Below are 16,216 nucleotides of genomic sequence, written 5' to 3'. Positions count from 1 at the left end.
GCACGCGCCGAAGCGCCGGCGCCAGGCTCGGAGTCGGCGCGCTACCGCGTGAAGCAGGGCGACAGCCTGGGCCGCATCGCCGCCCAACTGAAGCCGGTCGACGTCTCGCTCGACATGATGCTCGTCGCGCTGTACCGCGCGAATCCGGATGCCTTCATCGGCAACAACATGAACCGCCTGAAGTCGGGCCGCATCCTGAACGTGCCGTCCGTCGACGCCGTGCGCGCCACCGACGACACCGAGGCGCATGGCGTCGTCGTCGCCCACGCGGCCGACTTCAATGCCTACCGCAACAAGCTGGCGGGCCAGGTCGGCGCGTCCGAGCCCGTCAAGACCCCGGAGCCGGGGCAGAGCGCGGCCGGCAAGATCACGGCCAAGGTCGAGGAGCGCCCGACGGCCGCCAACGAATCCCAGGACCAGCTGCGCCTGTCCAAGGCCGCGCCGAACACCCCGGCCGGCAAGGGCACGACGATGAGCACCGAGGACCGCATCGCCAAGGAAAAAGAACTGGCCGATGCCCAGCAGCGCGTACGCGAGTTGGAGCGCAATGTGACCGACCTCGAGAAGGTCGTCACGATCAAGAGCAAGGCCGGCGCCGAAGCCGAGAAGAATGCGGCGCCGCCCGCCACGCCCGCGGTTACCCCACCTTCGGCCGCGAACGCGTCGCAGGCACCGGCACCGAAGAAGCTCCCTTCGATCAAGCCGGCCAAGCCCGCCGCGCCGCCGGAACCGGGCCTGATGGACTTCATCATGAACAACCTGCCGCTGGTCGGCGGTGCCGCGGCCGCGCTGCTGCTGGGCGGGCTGCTCGTTGCCCAGCGCCGCCAGAAGAAGGTCGTCAAGACGGTGGCCGAGCCGGCTATCCTGGGCGCGGCGCCGGAGCCGGCGCATTCGATGTTCGCCGAGACCGGCGGGCAGAGCGTCGACACGAACAACAGCGTGTTCAATTCCAGCTTCGCGCCGTCCGCCAGCCAGCTCGACACCAATGAAGTCGATCCGGTCGCGGAAGCGGACGTCTACATCGCCTATGGCCGCGATGCCCAGGCCGAGGAAATCCTGAAGGAAGCCCTGCGCACCCATCCGGAGCGCTATCCGGTGCGCCTGAAGCTGCTCGAGATCTATGCCGCGCGCAAGGACCAGCGCGCTTTCGAGACGCAGGCCGCGGAACTCTACAGCATGACGCGCGGCCAGGGCGACGAATGGGCGCAGGCCGCCGCACTGGGCCTGTCGATCGATCCCCTGAATCCGCTGTACGCGCACAGCGCCGCGCCGGCGCACGGCGCCGTGGAGCCGGCCCAGCAGGCCGTGCTGTCGAAGGAACTGGACGATGCCTTCGGTGCGTCGGACGCAACCGTGCCGCACGGCGAACCGATGGACTTCGGCCAGCACTTCGCCGACGCCATGGCGACGGCGCAGCCGGCACCGGCTCCCGTGACGAATGCCCCGGCGGCCGCGGCGGAGCCGGTGGAGGACGACCACGTGCTCGACTTCGACCTGGGCGGCCTTGCGTTCGAGCCGGTCGAGCCCATGGCTGCGCCGCAGCCGGCGAAAGCGGCGGACGACGTGCCCGACTTCGAGTTCGACATGAGCAGCTTCGAGAAGCCGGCCGCGCCGGTCGCCGCTGCCGCCATGGAACCCGCCATCGAACCCGCCGTCGCGCTCGACAAGACCGAACCGGTCGCGCAGGCCGGACACGAGCCGCTCGACTTCTCGTTCGACATGGACTTCGCCACCCAGGCCGCGAACCCGGTGCCGCAGATGGAAGCGCACACGGACGACGATCTGCTGGCCCCTGCCGCCGCGACGGCAGCCTCGGCCGACATCGAGATGGCCAACCTGGCCCGAGAGTTCGACCTGCCCGACCTGCCGACCGAGCTGCAGGCAAACCTGCCGCCGGAACCGACACCGGCGGCCGCGCAGGAAGACCCGCTGTTCGACCTCGACGCGATGGACTTCGGCGCGCCCGCAACGGCCGCCAGCCCGGCCTCGATTCCGCCGGCCGCGCTGGACGAGCACCTGTTCGACATCCCGGCCACGCCTGCGACCGCCGACGCGCCGTTCGCCGAGCCGGATCGCATCGTGCTGGAACCGGTGACGCCGCAGTTCGATATCGGCGGCTTCGACCTCGACCTGCCGGCCGACGGCAGCCTGCCGCTGCCCGACGTGCAGACGCTGTCCGAGCCGCAGTTCGCGGCCCCCGCCGCAGCCGACGCACCGCTGTCGCCGGCCCAGATGGAAATGGAGACGAAGCTCGACCTGGCCATCGCCTACCAGGAAATCGGCGACAAGGAAGGTGCGCGCGAACTGCTCGAGGAAGTCATCCGCGGCGGCAATCCCGAGCAGGCGGCCCGGGCCAACTCGATGCGCGCGGCGCTGGTGTGAGGTAAGGCTTTTTGGCACGCATCGCTTTGGGTGTCCAGTACGTGGGCACCGCCTGGAACGGGTATCAGAAACAGCCATCGCGCGACACGGTTCAAGATCAACTGGAAATCGCGCTTGAAAAATTCGCCTGCACGCCGCTCGCGACCACGTGCGCCGGCCGCACGGACGCCGGCGTGCACGCGATCGAGCAGGTCGTCCACTTCGACACGGACCTCGAGCGCGCCCCGCAATCGTGGGTGCGCGGCACGAACGCATTCCTGCCCGAATCGATCGTCGTGCGCTGGGCCCACGTGGTCCCGCCGGATGCGGAAGGGCAGGACTTCCACGCGCGCTTCTCGGCCCGCTCGCGCACCTATCACTACGTGCTGTACAACCACGCCAACCCGTCCGCGCTGCTGGCCGGACGCGCCGGCTGGGTCTTCCGTCCGCTCGACGTCGAGCGCATGCGCGAGGCGGCCGCGCACCTGATCGGCACGCACGACTTTTCCAGCTTCCGCGCGTCGGGCTGCCAGGCGAATTCGCCCGTCAAGCAGATGCACGAAGTCAGGATCGAGCGCAGCGGCGACATCATCGTGTTCACCGTGCGGGCATCGGCCTTCCTGCACCACATGGTGCGCAACATCGTCGGCTCGCTGATCTACGTGGGCACCGGACGCAACGAGCCCCACTGGATGGCCGAGGTGCTGGACGCACGCTCGCGCGACGCGGCGGCGCCCACGTTCATGCCGGATGGGCTGTACCTTGCCTCGATCGACTACGATCCGAAATGGGGATTGCCGCAGGAGCCGGCCGCTCCGCTTCCTTGGTTGTAGAATGTTGGATTGACCACCTGCCGTAGGGTGGGCTCCCCTGAGCCCACGCGGAAGCCGGCATGATGCAAACATACGCGTGGGCACGGGGTGCCCACCCTACCCGAACTATCATGTCTCGTACTCGAATTAAAATCTGCGGCATCACCCGCGAACAAGACCTGCACGCCGCCGTCCACGCCGGCGCCGACGCCCTCGGCTTCGTGTTCTACCCGAAGAGCCCGCGTTACGTCACCCCCGAGCGCTACGGCGAACTGGCACATGCATTGCCGCCGTTCGTGAACGCGGTCGCCCTGTTCGTCAACGCGACGGAGGATGACATCCGCGCCGTCGTCGCGGCCGGTCCCGTGTCGCTGCTGCAGTTCCACGGCGACGAAACGCCCGAGGCGTGCGCGCAACTGGCCGGCGCCGTGCAGCGTCCGTTCGTGCGGGCCTTCCGGGTAAAACCTGACACGACCGCCGCCGATTTGCTAGAATCGGGAGCTCAATACCGCGCCGCATCTCCCTGGTTCTCGGGCCTGCTGCTCGACACGTACGTGGATGCCTACGGCGGCGCAGGAAAGGTTTTCGATTGGTCTCTTATTCCAAAAGAGCTCGCGCCTCGGGTCGTTTTGAGTGGTGGCTTGAGCGTACACAACGTGACTGGCGCGGTGGCGCAGGTACGCCCCTTCGCGGTCGACATCAGTAGCGGTGTCGAGGCCAGCAAGGGGATCAAGGATGCCCGCCTGATCGACGCGTTCGTCGACGCGGTGCGGGCTGCCGACGCTATCACCGAAAGCCGGATACATCATGAAAGCCAATCAAGTTAAGGGCGCGCAGGCGCTGTTCAAGACCCCCGATTACCAACTGCCGGACACCACCGGCCACTTCGGCCCGTATGGCGGCTCGTTCGTCGCCGAGACGCTGAGCCACGCGCTGGCCGAGCTGAACGACGCCTACGCGCGCTACAGCAAGGATCCTGAATTCCTCGAAGAATTCCGCTACGAGCTGGCGCACTTCGTCGGCCGTCCGTCGCCCGTGTACCACGCCAAGCGCTGGTCCGAGCAGGGCGGCGGTGCGCAGATCTATTTCAAGCGCGAAGACCTGAACCACACGGGTGCCCACAAGATCAACAACGTGATCGGCCAGGCACTGCTCGCGAAACGCATGGGCAAGCCGCGCATCATCGCCGAGACGGGCGCCGGCCAGCACGGCGTGGCCACCGCGACGATCTGCGCGCGCTTCGGTCTCGAATGCGTGGTCTACATGGGCAGCGAGGACGTCAAGCGCCAGGCGCAGAACGTCTACCGCATGAAGCTGCTGGGCGCGACCGTCGTCCCGGTCGAATCCGGTTCCAGGACGCTGAAGGACGCGCTGAACGAAGCGATGCGCGACTGGGTCACGAACATCGAGAACACGTTCTACATCATCGGCACCGTGGCCGGTCCGCACCCGTATCCGATGATGGTGCGCGACTTCCAGTCCGTGATCGGCGAGGAATGCCGCGTGCAGATGCCGCAGATGACGGGCCGCCAGCCGGACTACGTCGTCGCCTGCATCGGCGGCGGCTCGAACGCGATGGGCATCTTCTATCCGTACATCGACGAGCCGGGCGTGAAGCTGGTGGGCGTCGAGGCGGCTGGCGAGGGCCTCGACTCCGGCAAGCACGCCGCGTCGCTGACGGCCGGCTTCCCCGGCGTCCTGCACGGCAACCGCACCTATCTGCTGCAGGACGAGCATGGCCAGATCATCGAGACGCACTCCGTGTCGGCCGGCCTGGACTATCCGGGCGTCGGTCCGGAACACGCGTGGCTGAAGGACAGCCAGCGCGCGCAATACGTGTCGATCACGGACGACGAGGCGCTGGCCGCGTTCCACGACTGCTGCCGCATCGAGGGCATCATTCCGGCGCTGGAATCGTCGCACGCGATCGCCTACGCGGCCAAGCTGGCACCCACGCTGCCCAGGGACCAGATCATCCTGGTGAACCTGTCGGGCCGTGGCGACAAGGACATGCACACCGTGGCGCAACGGGCGGGACTCAACTTTAATTAAGGAATAACAACAATGTCCCGTATCGCACCAACCTTCGCCGCCCTGAAAGAGCAGGGCAAGACCGGCCTCGTTTGTTTCATCACCGCGGGCGACCCGGCACCCGAACTGACCGTCCCGCTGCTGCACGCCCTCGTGGAAGGCGGCGCCGACGTCCTCGAACTGGGCGTCCCGTTCTCCGACCCGATGGCGGAAGGCCCCGTCATCCAGCGCGCCTGCGAACGCGCCCTGACGTTCGGCATCAGCATGACCGACGTGTTCGCCCAGGTCGCCGAGTTCCGCAAGACCAACCAGCACACGCCCGTCGTGCTGATGGGTTACGCGAACCCGATCGAACGCATGGGCCAGAGCGAATTCGTCCGCCGCGCCAGGGCCGCCGGTGCCGACGGCGCCATCGTCGTCGACTACCCGCCGGAGGAATGCGAAGCGTTCGCCGCCGAGATGAAGGCGAACGACCTCGACCTGATCTTCCTGCTCGCGCCCACGTCGACGACGGAACGCGTGAAGCAGGTGGCGCGCTATGGCAGCGGCTTCTCCTACTATGTCTCGCTGAAGGGCGTGACGGGCGCCGGCGGCATCGACACGGCCGACGTGGCCAAGCGCGTGGCCGCGATCCGCGAGCACGTCAACCTGCCGATTGGCGTGGGCTTCGGCATCCGCGACGCGCAGACGGCGAAGTCGGTGGCGGCGGTGGCCGATGCCGTCGTGATCGGCAGCCGCATCATCCAGGAACTGGAGAACACGCCGAAAGAGCAGGGGCCGGCCGCCGTGCGCGCGTTCGTCGCCGGCATCCGCGCGGCCCTGGACGCTCGCTAAAATTCGGAAAATTCGGGGTCAGAAAATTCGGGGTCAGAGCACTTTTCTTGGCAATTGATCGGCGACCAGTCATGTGTGTCCTGTCAGAGCGAGCACAACGCGCGCCGCGGTAAGAACAATGGATGGAGTGATCTTTTTGCCACTGATGGAAATTCGCTCTGACCCCGAATCGCAGTGAGATGATGCTCTGACCCCGAATTTTTATTGCTTAAAATTCAAGTAATTAACGGCAAGAATTCGACAAGCCTGATGCGAACGGCTACACTACGCCCAATTCCAGAATTGCCGCAAAGGAGAGAACATGAGTTGGTTGGAAAAGCTGCTGCCCCCCCGGATCCAGCGCTCCGATGCCGCCAAACGCCAGACCATGCCCGAAGGCCTGTGGGTCAAGTGCCCGTCGTGCGAATCGGTCCTGTACCGTTCCGACCTGGAGTCGAACCTGCATGTCTGCCCGAAATGCGACCACCACATGCGCATCCGCGCCCGCGAGCGCCTCGACGCGCTGCTCGACGAGGGCGGTCGCTACGAGATCGGCCAGGATGCCCTGCCGGTCGATACGCTGAAATTCAAAGACAGCAAAAAATATCCTGATCGCCTGAAGGCCGCGATGGATGCCACCGGCGAGACGGACGCCCTCGTCGTGCAGGGCGGTTCGATCATGAGCCTGCCGGTCGTCGTCGCCTGCTTCGAATTCGAATTCATGGGCGGCTCGATGGGTTCCGTCGTCGGCGAGCGCTTCGCCCGCGGCGCCCAGATCGCGCTGGAGCAAAAGGTGCCGTTCATCTGCATCACCGCCACCGGTGGTGCGCGCATGCAGGAAGGCCTGCTGTCGCTGATGCAGATGGCCAAGACGACGGCGATGCTGACCAAGCTGTCGGAAAAGAAACTGCCTTTCATTAGCGTGCTGACCGACCCGACGATGGGCGGCGTCTCGGCCTCGTTCGCTTTCATGGGCGACGTCGTGATGGCCGAGCCGAAAGCGCTGATCGGCTTTGCCGGCCCGCGCGTGATCGAGAACACCGTGCGCGAAAAACTGCCGGAAGGTTTCCAGCGCGCCGAGTTCCTGGTGCAAAAAGGTGCGGTCGACATGATCGTCGATCGCCGCAAGATGCGTGAGGAAATCGCGCGCCTGCTCGCCCTGCTGCAAAGCCAGCCGGCCGACGTCATCGCCTGATTCGCTGTCACCGCGCGGCCGGCTGCTTTCACGGGCAGCCGGCCGCGTGTGCTTTCCGGACCCCATCCCATGCCTAATCTCCCGACCACCWTGCCCGACTGGCTGGCGCTGCTCGAGTCGCGCCAWGCCGAAACCCACATCGACATGGGCCTGGACCGCGTGCGCACCGTCAAGGAACGCATGGGCCTGGCCTTTTCCTGTCCCGTGATCATGGTCGCGGGCACCAACGGCAAGGGGTCGACCTGCGCCATGCTGGAAGCCATGCTGCTGCAGAGCGGCTACAAGGTCGGCCTGTACATCAAGCCGCACTTCCTCGACTTCAACGAGCGCGCCCGCATCAATGGCGAGATGGCCAGCGACGCTGCGCTGATCGCTGCGTTCAACGACGTCGAAGGCCACCGCGGCGACATCGACCTGACGTACTTCGAATTCACGACGCTCGCCATCATGCGCCTGCTGTCGACGGCCGGCGTCGACGTGGCGATCCTGGAAGTGGGCCTCGGTGGCCGCCTCGACGCGGTGAACGTGGTCGACGCGGACGTGTCCATCGTCACGAGCATCGACATCGACCACAAGGATTATCTGGGCGACACACGCGAGGAAATCGGCTTCGAAAAGGCCGGCATCTTCCGCCCGGGCAAGCCGGCGATCTGCAGCGATCCGCTGCCTCCGCAATCCCTGATCGAACACGCGGAAAAGATCGGCGCCGACCTGTGGCTGCTGGGCCGCGATTTCAACTACCAGGGCGACAAGCAGCAATGGGCCTACGGTGGCCGCTCGCAGCGCCGCAATTCGCTGGCGTATCCGGCACTGCGCGGTGCGAACCAGTTGTTGAACGCATCGGCCGCGCTGGCCGCGCTGGAAGCGTTGCGCAACATCTTGCCGGTGGGCGCGCAGGAAACGCGCGCGGGCCTCGCGATGGTCGAACTGCCGGGGCGCTTCCAGGTGCTGCCGGGCCGGCCGACGACGATCCTCGACGTCGCGCACAACCCGCACGCGGCCGCGACACTGGCCCAGAACCTGGGCAATATGGGGTTCCACCGCTTCACCTATGCGGTGTTCGGTATCATGCAGGACAAGGATATCGACGCCGTCGTCGCCCACATGGCACCCTATGTCGATCACTGGTGCGTGGCCGCGCTGGACTCGCCCCGTTCGGCCGACCCGGCCGTGCTGGCGACGAAGCTGGCAGCGTTGAAGCCCAGTGGTGCAAAAGACGACGAATTCTCGGTGAAAACGTTCGCCAATCCGGCCGAGGCATTCGCAGATGCAACAAGCCGGGCCGGACAGGATGATAGAATAGTGGTCTTTGGCTCGTTCTACACCGTGGCCGGTGTGATGGCGGCCCGTAAATCCTCTCTTCATTGATGTGACACCGCATGGGCTTGTTCTCCCGTAAAAGCAAGCAGGACCGCCTCACCGAGGACAGTGGCCGCTTCTACAGCAAGGACGACGACGCAGCGATCGGCGAGCGTGCCCGCGCCAAGCGCGCGAGCAATGCCGGCGGCGGGGCGACGCGCCGGCCGGGCAACGACCCCATGCTCCCCGAAAAGAAGCGCGCCCGGCGCCGCCTCGTCGGCGCCATCGCGCTGGCGCTGGCCGCCGCCGTGGGCCTGCCGATGCTGCTCGATTCCGAGCCCAAGCCGCTCGCCGGCGACATCGCGATCCAGATCCCGGCCAAGGACAAGGCGGCGCCGCTGCCCGTGCCGGCTGCCGACAAGACCGTGTCCGCCGCGGACAGCGTCGACAAGGACGAGGAAGTGGTCGAGGCCCCGCCGCCCGCCGCTGCGAAGTCCGGGAGCAAGCCAGCCGTGACGGCGAAGGCGGACGTGCAGCCGGAAGCGAAACCTGTCGCGCCGAAGCCGGAGCCGAAGGTCGAACGCAAGCCCGAGCCCAAGCCCGAGCCCAAGGCGGAAACCAAACCGGAACACAAGGACACGCCGAAGCCCGAGCACAAGGAAACGAAGGCCGACACCCGCCTGGCCGAGAAAGAGAAAGAAAAGGAAAAGGCCGAGCGCGCCGAGAAGGTCAAGCCGAAGCTTGACGACAAGCCCGTGAAGCCGCATGACGACGCGGCACGCGCCATGGCCATCCTGGAAGACAAGCCGGCCGAGTCCTCCTCGCAGCGGTTCGTGCTGCAGGTGGCCGCGATGTCGAGCGCGGAAAAGGCGGCCGAGGTGCAGGCCAGGCTGCGCGAAGCGGGCATCTCGTCGTACACGCAGAAGACGACGACGCCATCCGGCGAACTGATCCGCGTACGCGTCGGTCCGCTGAGCCGGGAAGAAGCCGAGAAAGTCCGCGCCAAACTGGGCCGCCTGGGCATGTCCGGCGCCATGACCCCCGTCTGACGCAACACTGTCCTGTACCGATGATGACCCTGGGCACCGCACCGTGACGATTTTCGACTACGTCGTTTTGTTCATCCTGATCTCGTCGGTCGTCATCAGCACCATGCGGGGCCTCGTCAAGGAAATCCTGTCGCTGGCCGGTTGGGTGGCGGCCTTCATCGTGGCGAATGCCTTCGGCGCCAAACTGGCGCCCATGCTACCATCCGTGATTCCGGGCGAGGCCTTGCGGCTGATCGTTGCCTTCATTGCATTGTTCCTCGGCGTGCGCGTGCTGATGGGCCTGTTGGCCCTCGCGATCAGCGCATTGATCGAGGCCTCGGGACTGACCTTGGCCGATCGCGGCCTCGGCGGCCTGTTTGGATTGGGCCGGGGCATTGTGATTGTGCTTGCCGGCGTCATATTGTGTGGGATGACTTCCATTCCCCAACAGGCTTTCTGGAAGGACGCGTTGCTCTCGCCCATGGCGGAAACGGGCGCGCGCACGGTCAAGCCTTTCTTGCCCGCTGCCTTCGCGCAGCATGTTCAGTTTTGAATTCTTGTTCACGGTTTTAGGAGCACACCATGTGTGGCATCGTCGGCGTCGTCTCGCAAGCCCCCGTTAACCAGCTGTTATATGATGCTTTGTTGCTGCTGCAGCATCGCGGTCAGGATGCGGCGGGGATTGCAACCAATCACAGCAGCATGTTCTCGATGTACAAGGCCAACGGCCTCGTGCGTGACGTCTTCCGCACGCGTAATATGCGCTCGCTGCAAGGCAATTCCGGCATCGGCCACTGCCGCTATCCGACCGCCGGTTCGTCGAGCGAAGAGGAAGCGCAGCCGTTCTACGTGAATGCGCCGTTCGGCATCACGCTGGCGCACAACGGCAACCTCACGAACCAGGCGCAGCTGAAGGAAGAGCTGTTCCGCAACGACCGCCGCCACGTCAACACGAATTCCGACTCGGAAGTGCTGCTGAACGTGCTGGCCCACGAAATCGCGCAGGCGGCCGACGGCTATTCCCTGGCGCCGGACGCCGTGTTCAAGGCCGTCGCGCAAGTCCACCGCCGCGTGCGCGGTGCGTATGCCGTCATCGCCCAGATCGCCGGCCACGGCCTGCTCGCGTTCCGCGATCCGTTCGGTATCCGTCCGCTGTGCCTCGGCATCAACGAGACCGAGAACGGCCCCGAATACCTGCTCGCCAGCGAATCCGTCGCGCTGGAAGGCCTGGGCTTCCGCTTCGTGCGCGACATCGCGCCGGGCGAAGCCGTCTGGGTCGATGCCGACAGCCAGCTGCACACGCGCCAGTGCGCCGAGAATCCGTCGCTGAATCCGTGCGCGTTCGAATACGTCTACCTGGCCCGTCCGGACTCCGTGATCGACGGCGCCTCGGTGTACGCCACCCGCCTGCGCATGGGCGAATACCTGGCCGAGAAGATCCGCAAGGAGATCCCGGTCGAAGAGATCGACGTCGTGATGCCGATTCCCGACTCGTCGCGTCCGGCCGCCATCCAGCTGGCGCTGAAGTTGGGCGTGGAATACCGCGAAGGCTTCATCAAGAACCGCTACGTCGGCCGCACGTTCATCATGCCGGGCCAGGCGATGCGCAGGAAGTCGGTGCGCCAGAAACTGAACGCGATCCCGTCCGAGTTCAAGGACAAGAACGTGCTGCTCGTGGACGACTCGATCGTACGCGGCACGACGAGCCGCGAGATCGTGCAGATGGCCCGCGAATCGGGCGCCCGCAAGGTCTTCTTCGCCTCCGCCGCGCCGCCGGTGCTGTACCCGAACGTGTACGGCATCGACATGCCGACGCGCGACGAGCTGATCGCCCACGGCCGCACCGTCGAGGAAGTGTGCCTCGAGATCACGGCCGACCGCCTCGTCTACCAGGACCTGGACGCGTTGAAGAAGTCGATCTCGGACGTCAACCCCGCGCTGACGAACGTGGAAGCGTCGTGCTTCGACGGCGTCTACGTGACGGGCGACGTCACGCCGGCCTACCTCGACCAGCTCGAGAGCGTGCGTCACAAGTCGTCCGGCAAGTCGTCGGAAGACATGGTGCGTACGCAGTTGAATCTGAATCCGCCGGTCGCCGCCGAATAATTCGTATCCCGTTGGGTGGGCACCCCGTGCCCACGCGTGACGTATGCGGTCCGCCGGCATAACGCGTGGGCACAGGGGTGCCCACCCTACGTATCTCCGGCCATCATTCAAACGATCATGAGCGACAAACCTTCCTACGGCTTCACCACGACCATCCTGCACAACGATCGCCAGAAACCGATCGAACAGAATTCCCTGCATAAACCGATCCACACGTCGGTCGCCTTCGGCTACAAGGACGCGCGCCAGCTGGCCTCAGTCTTCCAGGGCAAGGAACCGGGCTTCCGCTACGGCCGCCAGGGCAACCCGACCGTCTCCGCGCTGGAAGACAAGATCACGAAGATGGAAGACGGCGTCGCCTCGCTGTGCTTCGCCACCGGCATGGCCGCGATCGGCGCGCTCGCGCAGGCGCTGCTGCGCGCGGGCGACCACGTCGTGTCGTCGTCGTTCCTGTTCGGGAATACCAACAGCCTGTGGAACACGGTGGCCGCGCAGGGGACCGAGGTGTCGTTCGTGGACGCGACCGACGTCGCCAACGTCGAGGCCGCCTTGACCCCGAATACGCGGATCGTGTTCGTCGAGACGATCGCCAATCCGCGCACGCAGATCGCCGACCTGGCCCGCATCGGCGAACTGTGCCGCGCGCGCGGCATCCTGTACGTCGTCGACAACACGATGACGACGCCCTACCTGTTCCGTCCGAAGGCCGTCGGTGCCGGCCTCGTCATCAATGCGCTTACGAAGTCGATCGGCGGCCACGGCATGGTTCTCGGCGGCGCGCTGACGGACACCGGTGTGTTCGACTGGTCCGCGTTCCCGAACATCGCCGACAACTTCCGCCGCCAGCCGCCGGCCGCGCAGGGCATGGCCCAACTGCGCGCGAAAGCGTTGCGCGACTTCGGCGCGTCGCTGGCGCCGGAAGCGGCGCATCACATCGCCGTCGGTGCCGAGACGCTCGCGCTGCGCATGGACCGCACCTGCGCCAACGCGCTCGCGCTCGCGCGGATGCTGGAAGCCGATGAGCGTGTCGCGGCCGTGTACTACCCGGGCCTCGCATCGCACCCTCAGCACGCGCTGGCGTCCGAGCAGTTCCGCGCCTACGGTTCGCTGTTCAGCTTCGAGCTGAAGGACGGTATCGACTGCTTCGATTACCTGAACCGCCTGAAGGTCGGCATCCCCGCCAGCAACCTCGGCGACACGCGCACGCTCGTCATTCCGGTCGCGCACACGATCTTCTTCGAGATGGGGCCGGAGCGCCGCGCCAGCATGGGCATCGCCGAGTCGCTGATCCGCGTGTCGGTGGGCATCGAGGACACGGCCGACCTGCTGGCCGATTTCGGCGCCGCGCTGAACGGCTGATCCTGCGGGGTTGATGTAACCTTAAAGCCGCGTAAAGCCGGGAAGGAGGCCGCCTTCCCGGTTGAGCGGGCGCGGCGCTGCGGTTATGATCGTCCTGTTGCCATTCATCTATTCGTAGACTGCACGCCCCATGAAGACTGTACTGTTTTGCGCCGCACTGCTGTGCGGTGGTGACGTACTGGCCGCCGAGCCCGGCGCCAAATTGCCTGCGAAAGGTGCCGCCGCGAAGCCGGCCGCCGCAGCCGTGTCCTCCGCCAACTCCGCCGCCGAGCTCGCCGAAGCGGACGCCTTGTTCGCCAAGAAAGCGTATCCGGAAGCCCTGCAGAAATACACGAAGCTGGCGAATGCCGGCAACGTGATGGCCCAGCAGCACCTGGGCGAGATGTATTTCTATGGCGAGGCTGGCGCCGTCGACATGGACAAAGCCGCGCAGTGGTTCCAGAAGGCGGCCGCGAAGGGTAATGCCGTCGCCATCGCGTCGCTCGACCTGATCAGGCAGCGCGAAGCGCGCCGCGCCGACCTCGATTACTGGATTGCGAAATACGACGGCTCCGACCTGCGCACGAACGAATACCGTTGCCCGGCGCCGCGTTTCCCGAGCATGTCCAAGGTCAACGAGGAAATCGACCTGTACAGCGGCAAGATGAAGGATTGGGAGGCTTGCCACAACCGCTGGGTGAAATACCTGAATTCGTCCTTGCCGCTAACCAAGCGTATCCCGGAAGACATTTCCAAGCTGCTTACGAAGGACGAGTCGGACAAGGCGACCGCGCACCTGAAGGAAGTGGGCGATCGCCTGGCGGAAGACACGAAGGTCGCGGGCAAGATGGTCATCGCCGATTTCGATGCGTGGCGCGCGGGCACCGAGGCCTACGTCAAGGAACACAACGAGATGGTCAAGAACGCGCCGCCGCGGGATCCGGACGACAGTAAGTGATGTGTTGGCCTCCTGTTGAGGCCAGTGTGGCGGACGGGCGAGCAGCTAGCGCGGGCACGTGGCGTTCATGGGCCGGCCGTCGTTGGGTCTCGCCAGACGCGGGGTTCAGGTAGCGCGCGATCGCAGCCGCATCGCGGGTGGCCGCCGCCAGGTAGCCCGGACGATTTTCGGAAGACACCTGGGACGACAAAGCCTTGCTGTATCATTCGGCTCCYGAAAACGAAGTCTGCATATGCTCATCATCACCATCAAACAGGGCAAGGAAAAAAGCCTGCTGTCCGGCGATCCCTGGATTTACCTCTCAGTCGTCGACAAGGTCGAGGGGCGGCCCCAGGAGCGCAGCAAGGCCGGGTCCACGGCGGTCGTGCAGTCGTCGTCGCGCCAGTTTTTGGCACGCGCCGCGTATAACGCCAGGTCGCAGATCGCGGCCCGCGTCTGGACCTTGCGCGAGGACGAGCCGGTCGACCATGCCATGATCAAGCGTCGCGTGCAGGCTGCGGTCGCGCGGCGGGCCGTTGCCGTGCGCGGCGCCGATCCACAAGCCCTGACCCTGGTGATCGATGGCGAAAAAGACGGCCTGCCGGGGCTCCTGGTGCACAGCTATGGCGGGACCGCCGGTTACCTGGTGTGCCAGTTCAATGCTGCCGGTGTCGACGCGTGGAAGGTGACCATCGTACAGGCGCTGCTGGCGGCGACGGGTTGCCCCAACGTATTCGAACGCAGCGACGAGCTGCTGCGCAAGGGCGAGGCGTTGCCCGTCATTTGGCGTGCCCTGGCCGGCGACGAGCCGCCACAGCGCCTGATGGTGCGCGATGGTAAGCGCCTGCTGCCCACCGATATCYGCACTGGTTTCGTCTATCCGCGCTGAGTGAATTGGTCCAGGATGCAGCACCGGCCACCGGGTGGCGACCGGTCACGGAAAACTCAATGCCAGGACCGCAGCAGCCCGACCGCCAGCCCTTCCAGCGCGAACTCGTCGGTGCTCGGATCGACGGTGATCACGGAGAAATCCGGGTTTTCCGGCAGCAGCTCGATCGTGGAACCGGTCTTGCGATAGCGCTTGACCGTCACTTCGTCGCCGATGCGGGCGACGATGATCTGGCCATTCTTCGCATTGTCGACTTTCTTGACTGCGAGGAAGTCGCCGTCGCAGATGCCGGCGTCGCGCATCGACCAGCCCCTGACCTTCAGCAGGAAGTCCGGCTTGCTCGAAAACATGGCCGGATCGACGGAATAGGTCGCTTCGACATGTTCCTGGGCCAGGATCGGCGAGCCTGCGGCAACGCGGCCGACGAGCGGCAGCGACATCAGGTTCGGCGGGATCTGCGGCACGAAGGCCGGCACGGCCGGGGCCCTGGATTCGGCGGCCTGGCCGACGAGGCGGATACCGCGCGAGGTGCCCGGGGAGATTTCGATCGCCCCTTTGCGGGCCAGGGCCTGCAGATGTTCCTCGGCCGCGTTGGCCGAGCGGAAGCCAAGCTCCTGGGCGATTTCGGCGCGGGTCGGCGGGAAGCCGGTATTGTCGATGGCTTCCTTGATCAGGTTGAGGATCTGTTCTTGCCGTGCGGTGAGCTTAAGCATGTTCGTCTTGGTTGGTACGGGATCAGACTGTATTTTTGTACAGTATTGCGCCGCGCGCAAGGGGATTTCGGAGTTTTTTTGCGCTGCGGTACGCGGCGCACGTCCGCAACCTTTCGCGCTGCGGCAAACCATGGGCCGAAAGGGGCTGGCGTGGCCGGATGCATACGACAAAGATGGCGCACTTGACGTTTTTGCGGTTATAATGTTGGGCTTTCCCTTCCCACACTCGTCTTGACGCCGAGGTGGGCATTTGTTTAAACGTCCTTAAGGAGTGTTTCATGCGTCATTATGAAATCGTGTTTATCGTCCACCCGGACCAGAGCGAGCAGGTCCCGGCGATGATCGAACGCTACAAGACCACGGTCACCTCGCGCGGCGGCAACATCCACCGCGTCGAAGATTGGGGCCGTCGTCAAATGGCTTACCAGATCCAGAAGCTGCCGAAGGCACACTACATCTGCCTGAACATCGAGTGCGACAACGAGACCCTGGTCGAGCTGGAAACCGCATTCAAATTCAATGATGCCGTGCTGCGTCACCTGACCGTGAAGATGAAGAAGGCAGAAACCGCACCGTCGCCGATGATGAAGTCGGTCCAGCGCGAAGACGCAGCCAAGAGCCACCGCGCCGAGCAGGCCGCCGCTCCGGCCGCTGCAGCCTAAATCTCGCGGGAGCACCGGGCCTTAGTTAATAC

At 65.4% G+C, this 16,216-nt stretch carries 15 protein-coding genes; 14 read left to right on the top strand and 1 reads right to left on the bottom strand.

Going from position 1 to position 16,216, the window contains the following annotated elements:
* The 13 genes from AC1DYX_RS07095 to AC1DYX_RS07035 all read left to right on the top strand — a co-directional run.
* Positions 1-2,382, top strand: a 2,382-nt coding sequence (locus AC1DYX_RS07095) for a motility hub landmark protein FimV (protein WP_477257710.1), incomplete at its 5' end; no start/stop codon positions are given.
* An 11-nt stretch (positions 2,383-2,393) separates the two neighbouring features.
* Positions 2,394-3,194 carry a tRNA pseudouridine(38-40) synthase TruA gene (truA, locus tag AC1DYX_RS07090; RefSeq protein WP_477257708.1) on the top strand — a complete coding sequence of 267 codons (801 nt, stop codon included), beginning with the start codon at positions 2,394-2,396 and terminating at the stop codon, positions 3,192-3,194.
* Positions 3,195-3,256: 62 nt separating this feature from the next.
* Positions 3,257-4,000, top strand: a complete 744-nt coding sequence (locus AC1DYX_RS07085) for a phosphoribosylanthranilate isomerase (protein WP_477257714.1) — start codon at positions 3,257-3,259, stop codon at positions 3,998-4,000.
* Entirely contained in the window at positions 3,981-5,225 is a 1,245-nt protein-coding gene (gene trpB, locus AC1DYX_RS07080; protein WP_477257706.1) for a tryptophan synthase subunit beta, read from the top strand. Before AC1DYX_RS07085 ends, trpB begins: the two co-directional genes overlap by 20 nt.
* Before the next feature lie 12 nt (positions 5,226-5,237).
* The gene (gene trpA, locus AC1DYX_RS07075; protein ID WP_477257704.1) at positions 5,238-6,038 is read left to right on the top strand and encodes a tryptophan synthase subunit alpha; all 801 of its coding nucleotides are present in this window, start codon (positions 5,238-5,240) and stop codon (positions 6,036-6,038) included.
* Between the two features lie 301 nt (positions 6,039-6,339).
* Positions 6,340-7,212 (top strand): acetyl-CoA carboxylase, carboxyltransferase subunit beta, encoded by an 873-nt coding sequence (gene accD, locus AC1DYX_RS07070; protein ID WP_477257702.1) that lies wholly within the window; start codon positions 6,340-6,342, stop codon positions 7,210-7,212.
* 69 nt (positions 7,213-7,281) lie between these two features.
* Positions 7,282-8,580: a bifunctional tetrahydrofolate synthase/dihydrofolate synthase gene (gene folC / locus AC1DYX_RS07065; protein WP_477257700.1), complete on the top strand. Its 1,299-nt coding sequence runs from the start codon at positions 7,282-7,284 to the stop codon at positions 8,578-8,580.
* 11 nt (positions 8,581-8,591) lie between these two features.
* Complete coding sequence (locus AC1DYX_RS07060; RefSeq protein WP_477257698.1) at positions 8,592-9,560, top strand: SPOR domain-containing protein; 969 nt, start codon at positions 8,592-8,594, stop codon at positions 9,558-9,560.
* A gap of 43 nt (positions 9,561-9,603) precedes the next feature.
* Entirely contained in the window at positions 9,604-10,092 is a 489-nt protein-coding gene (locus AC1DYX_RS07055) for a CvpA family protein (RefSeq protein ID WP_477257696.1), read from the top strand.
* A 29-nt stretch (positions 10,093-10,121) separates the two neighbouring features.
* Entirely contained in the window at positions 10,122-11,645 is a 1,524-nt protein-coding gene (purF, locus tag AC1DYX_RS07050) for an amidophosphoribosyltransferase (RefSeq protein ID WP_477257694.1), read from the top strand.
* Between the two features lie 117 nt (positions 11,646-11,762).
* The gene (locus AC1DYX_RS07045; protein WP_477257692.1) at positions 11,763-13,004 is read left to right on the top strand and encodes a cystathionine gamma-synthase family protein; all 1,242 of its coding nucleotides are present in this window, start codon (positions 11,763-11,765) and stop codon (positions 13,002-13,004) included.
* A gap of 130 nt (positions 13,005-13,134) precedes the next feature.
* On the top strand, positions 13,135-13,941 hold the full coding sequence (locus tag AC1DYX_RS07040) for a tetratricopeptide repeat protein (RefSeq protein WP_477257690.1): 807 nt from the start codon (positions 13,135-13,137) through the stop codon (positions 13,939-13,941).
* Between the two features lie 232 nt (positions 13,942-14,173).
* The gene (locus AC1DYX_RS07035; protein ID WP_477257688.1) at positions 14,174-14,809 is read left to right on the top strand and encodes a class I SAM-dependent rRNA methyltransferase; all 636 of its coding nucleotides are present in this window, start codon (positions 14,174-14,176) and stop codon (positions 14,807-14,809) included.
* A 56-nt stretch (positions 14,810-14,865) separates the two neighbouring features.
* On the opposite strand, the gene lexA is transcribed toward AC1DYX_RS07035, so the two are convergent.
* On the bottom strand, positions 14,866-15,522 hold the full coding sequence (lexA, locus tag AC1DYX_RS07030; RefSeq protein WP_477257686.1) for a transcriptional repressor LexA: 657 nt from the start codon (positions 15,520-15,522) through the stop codon (positions 14,866-14,868).
* 278 nt (positions 15,523-15,800) lie between these two features.
* Here lexA and rpsF point away from each other — a divergent pair, with 278 nt between their 5' ends.
* Complete coding sequence (rpsF, locus tag AC1DYX_RS07025; protein WP_105378247.1) at positions 15,801-16,184, top strand: 30S ribosomal protein S6; 384 nt, start codon at positions 15,801-15,803, stop codon at positions 16,182-16,184.
* The last annotated feature ends 32 nt before the right edge of the window (positions 16,185-16,216 follow it).

The sequence above is a fragment of the Massilia sp. P2_C2 genome (assembly GCF_056404615.1).
Note: the sequence above shows the minus strand (reverse complement) of the source record. Positions and strands in the feature narration are given on the sequence as shown.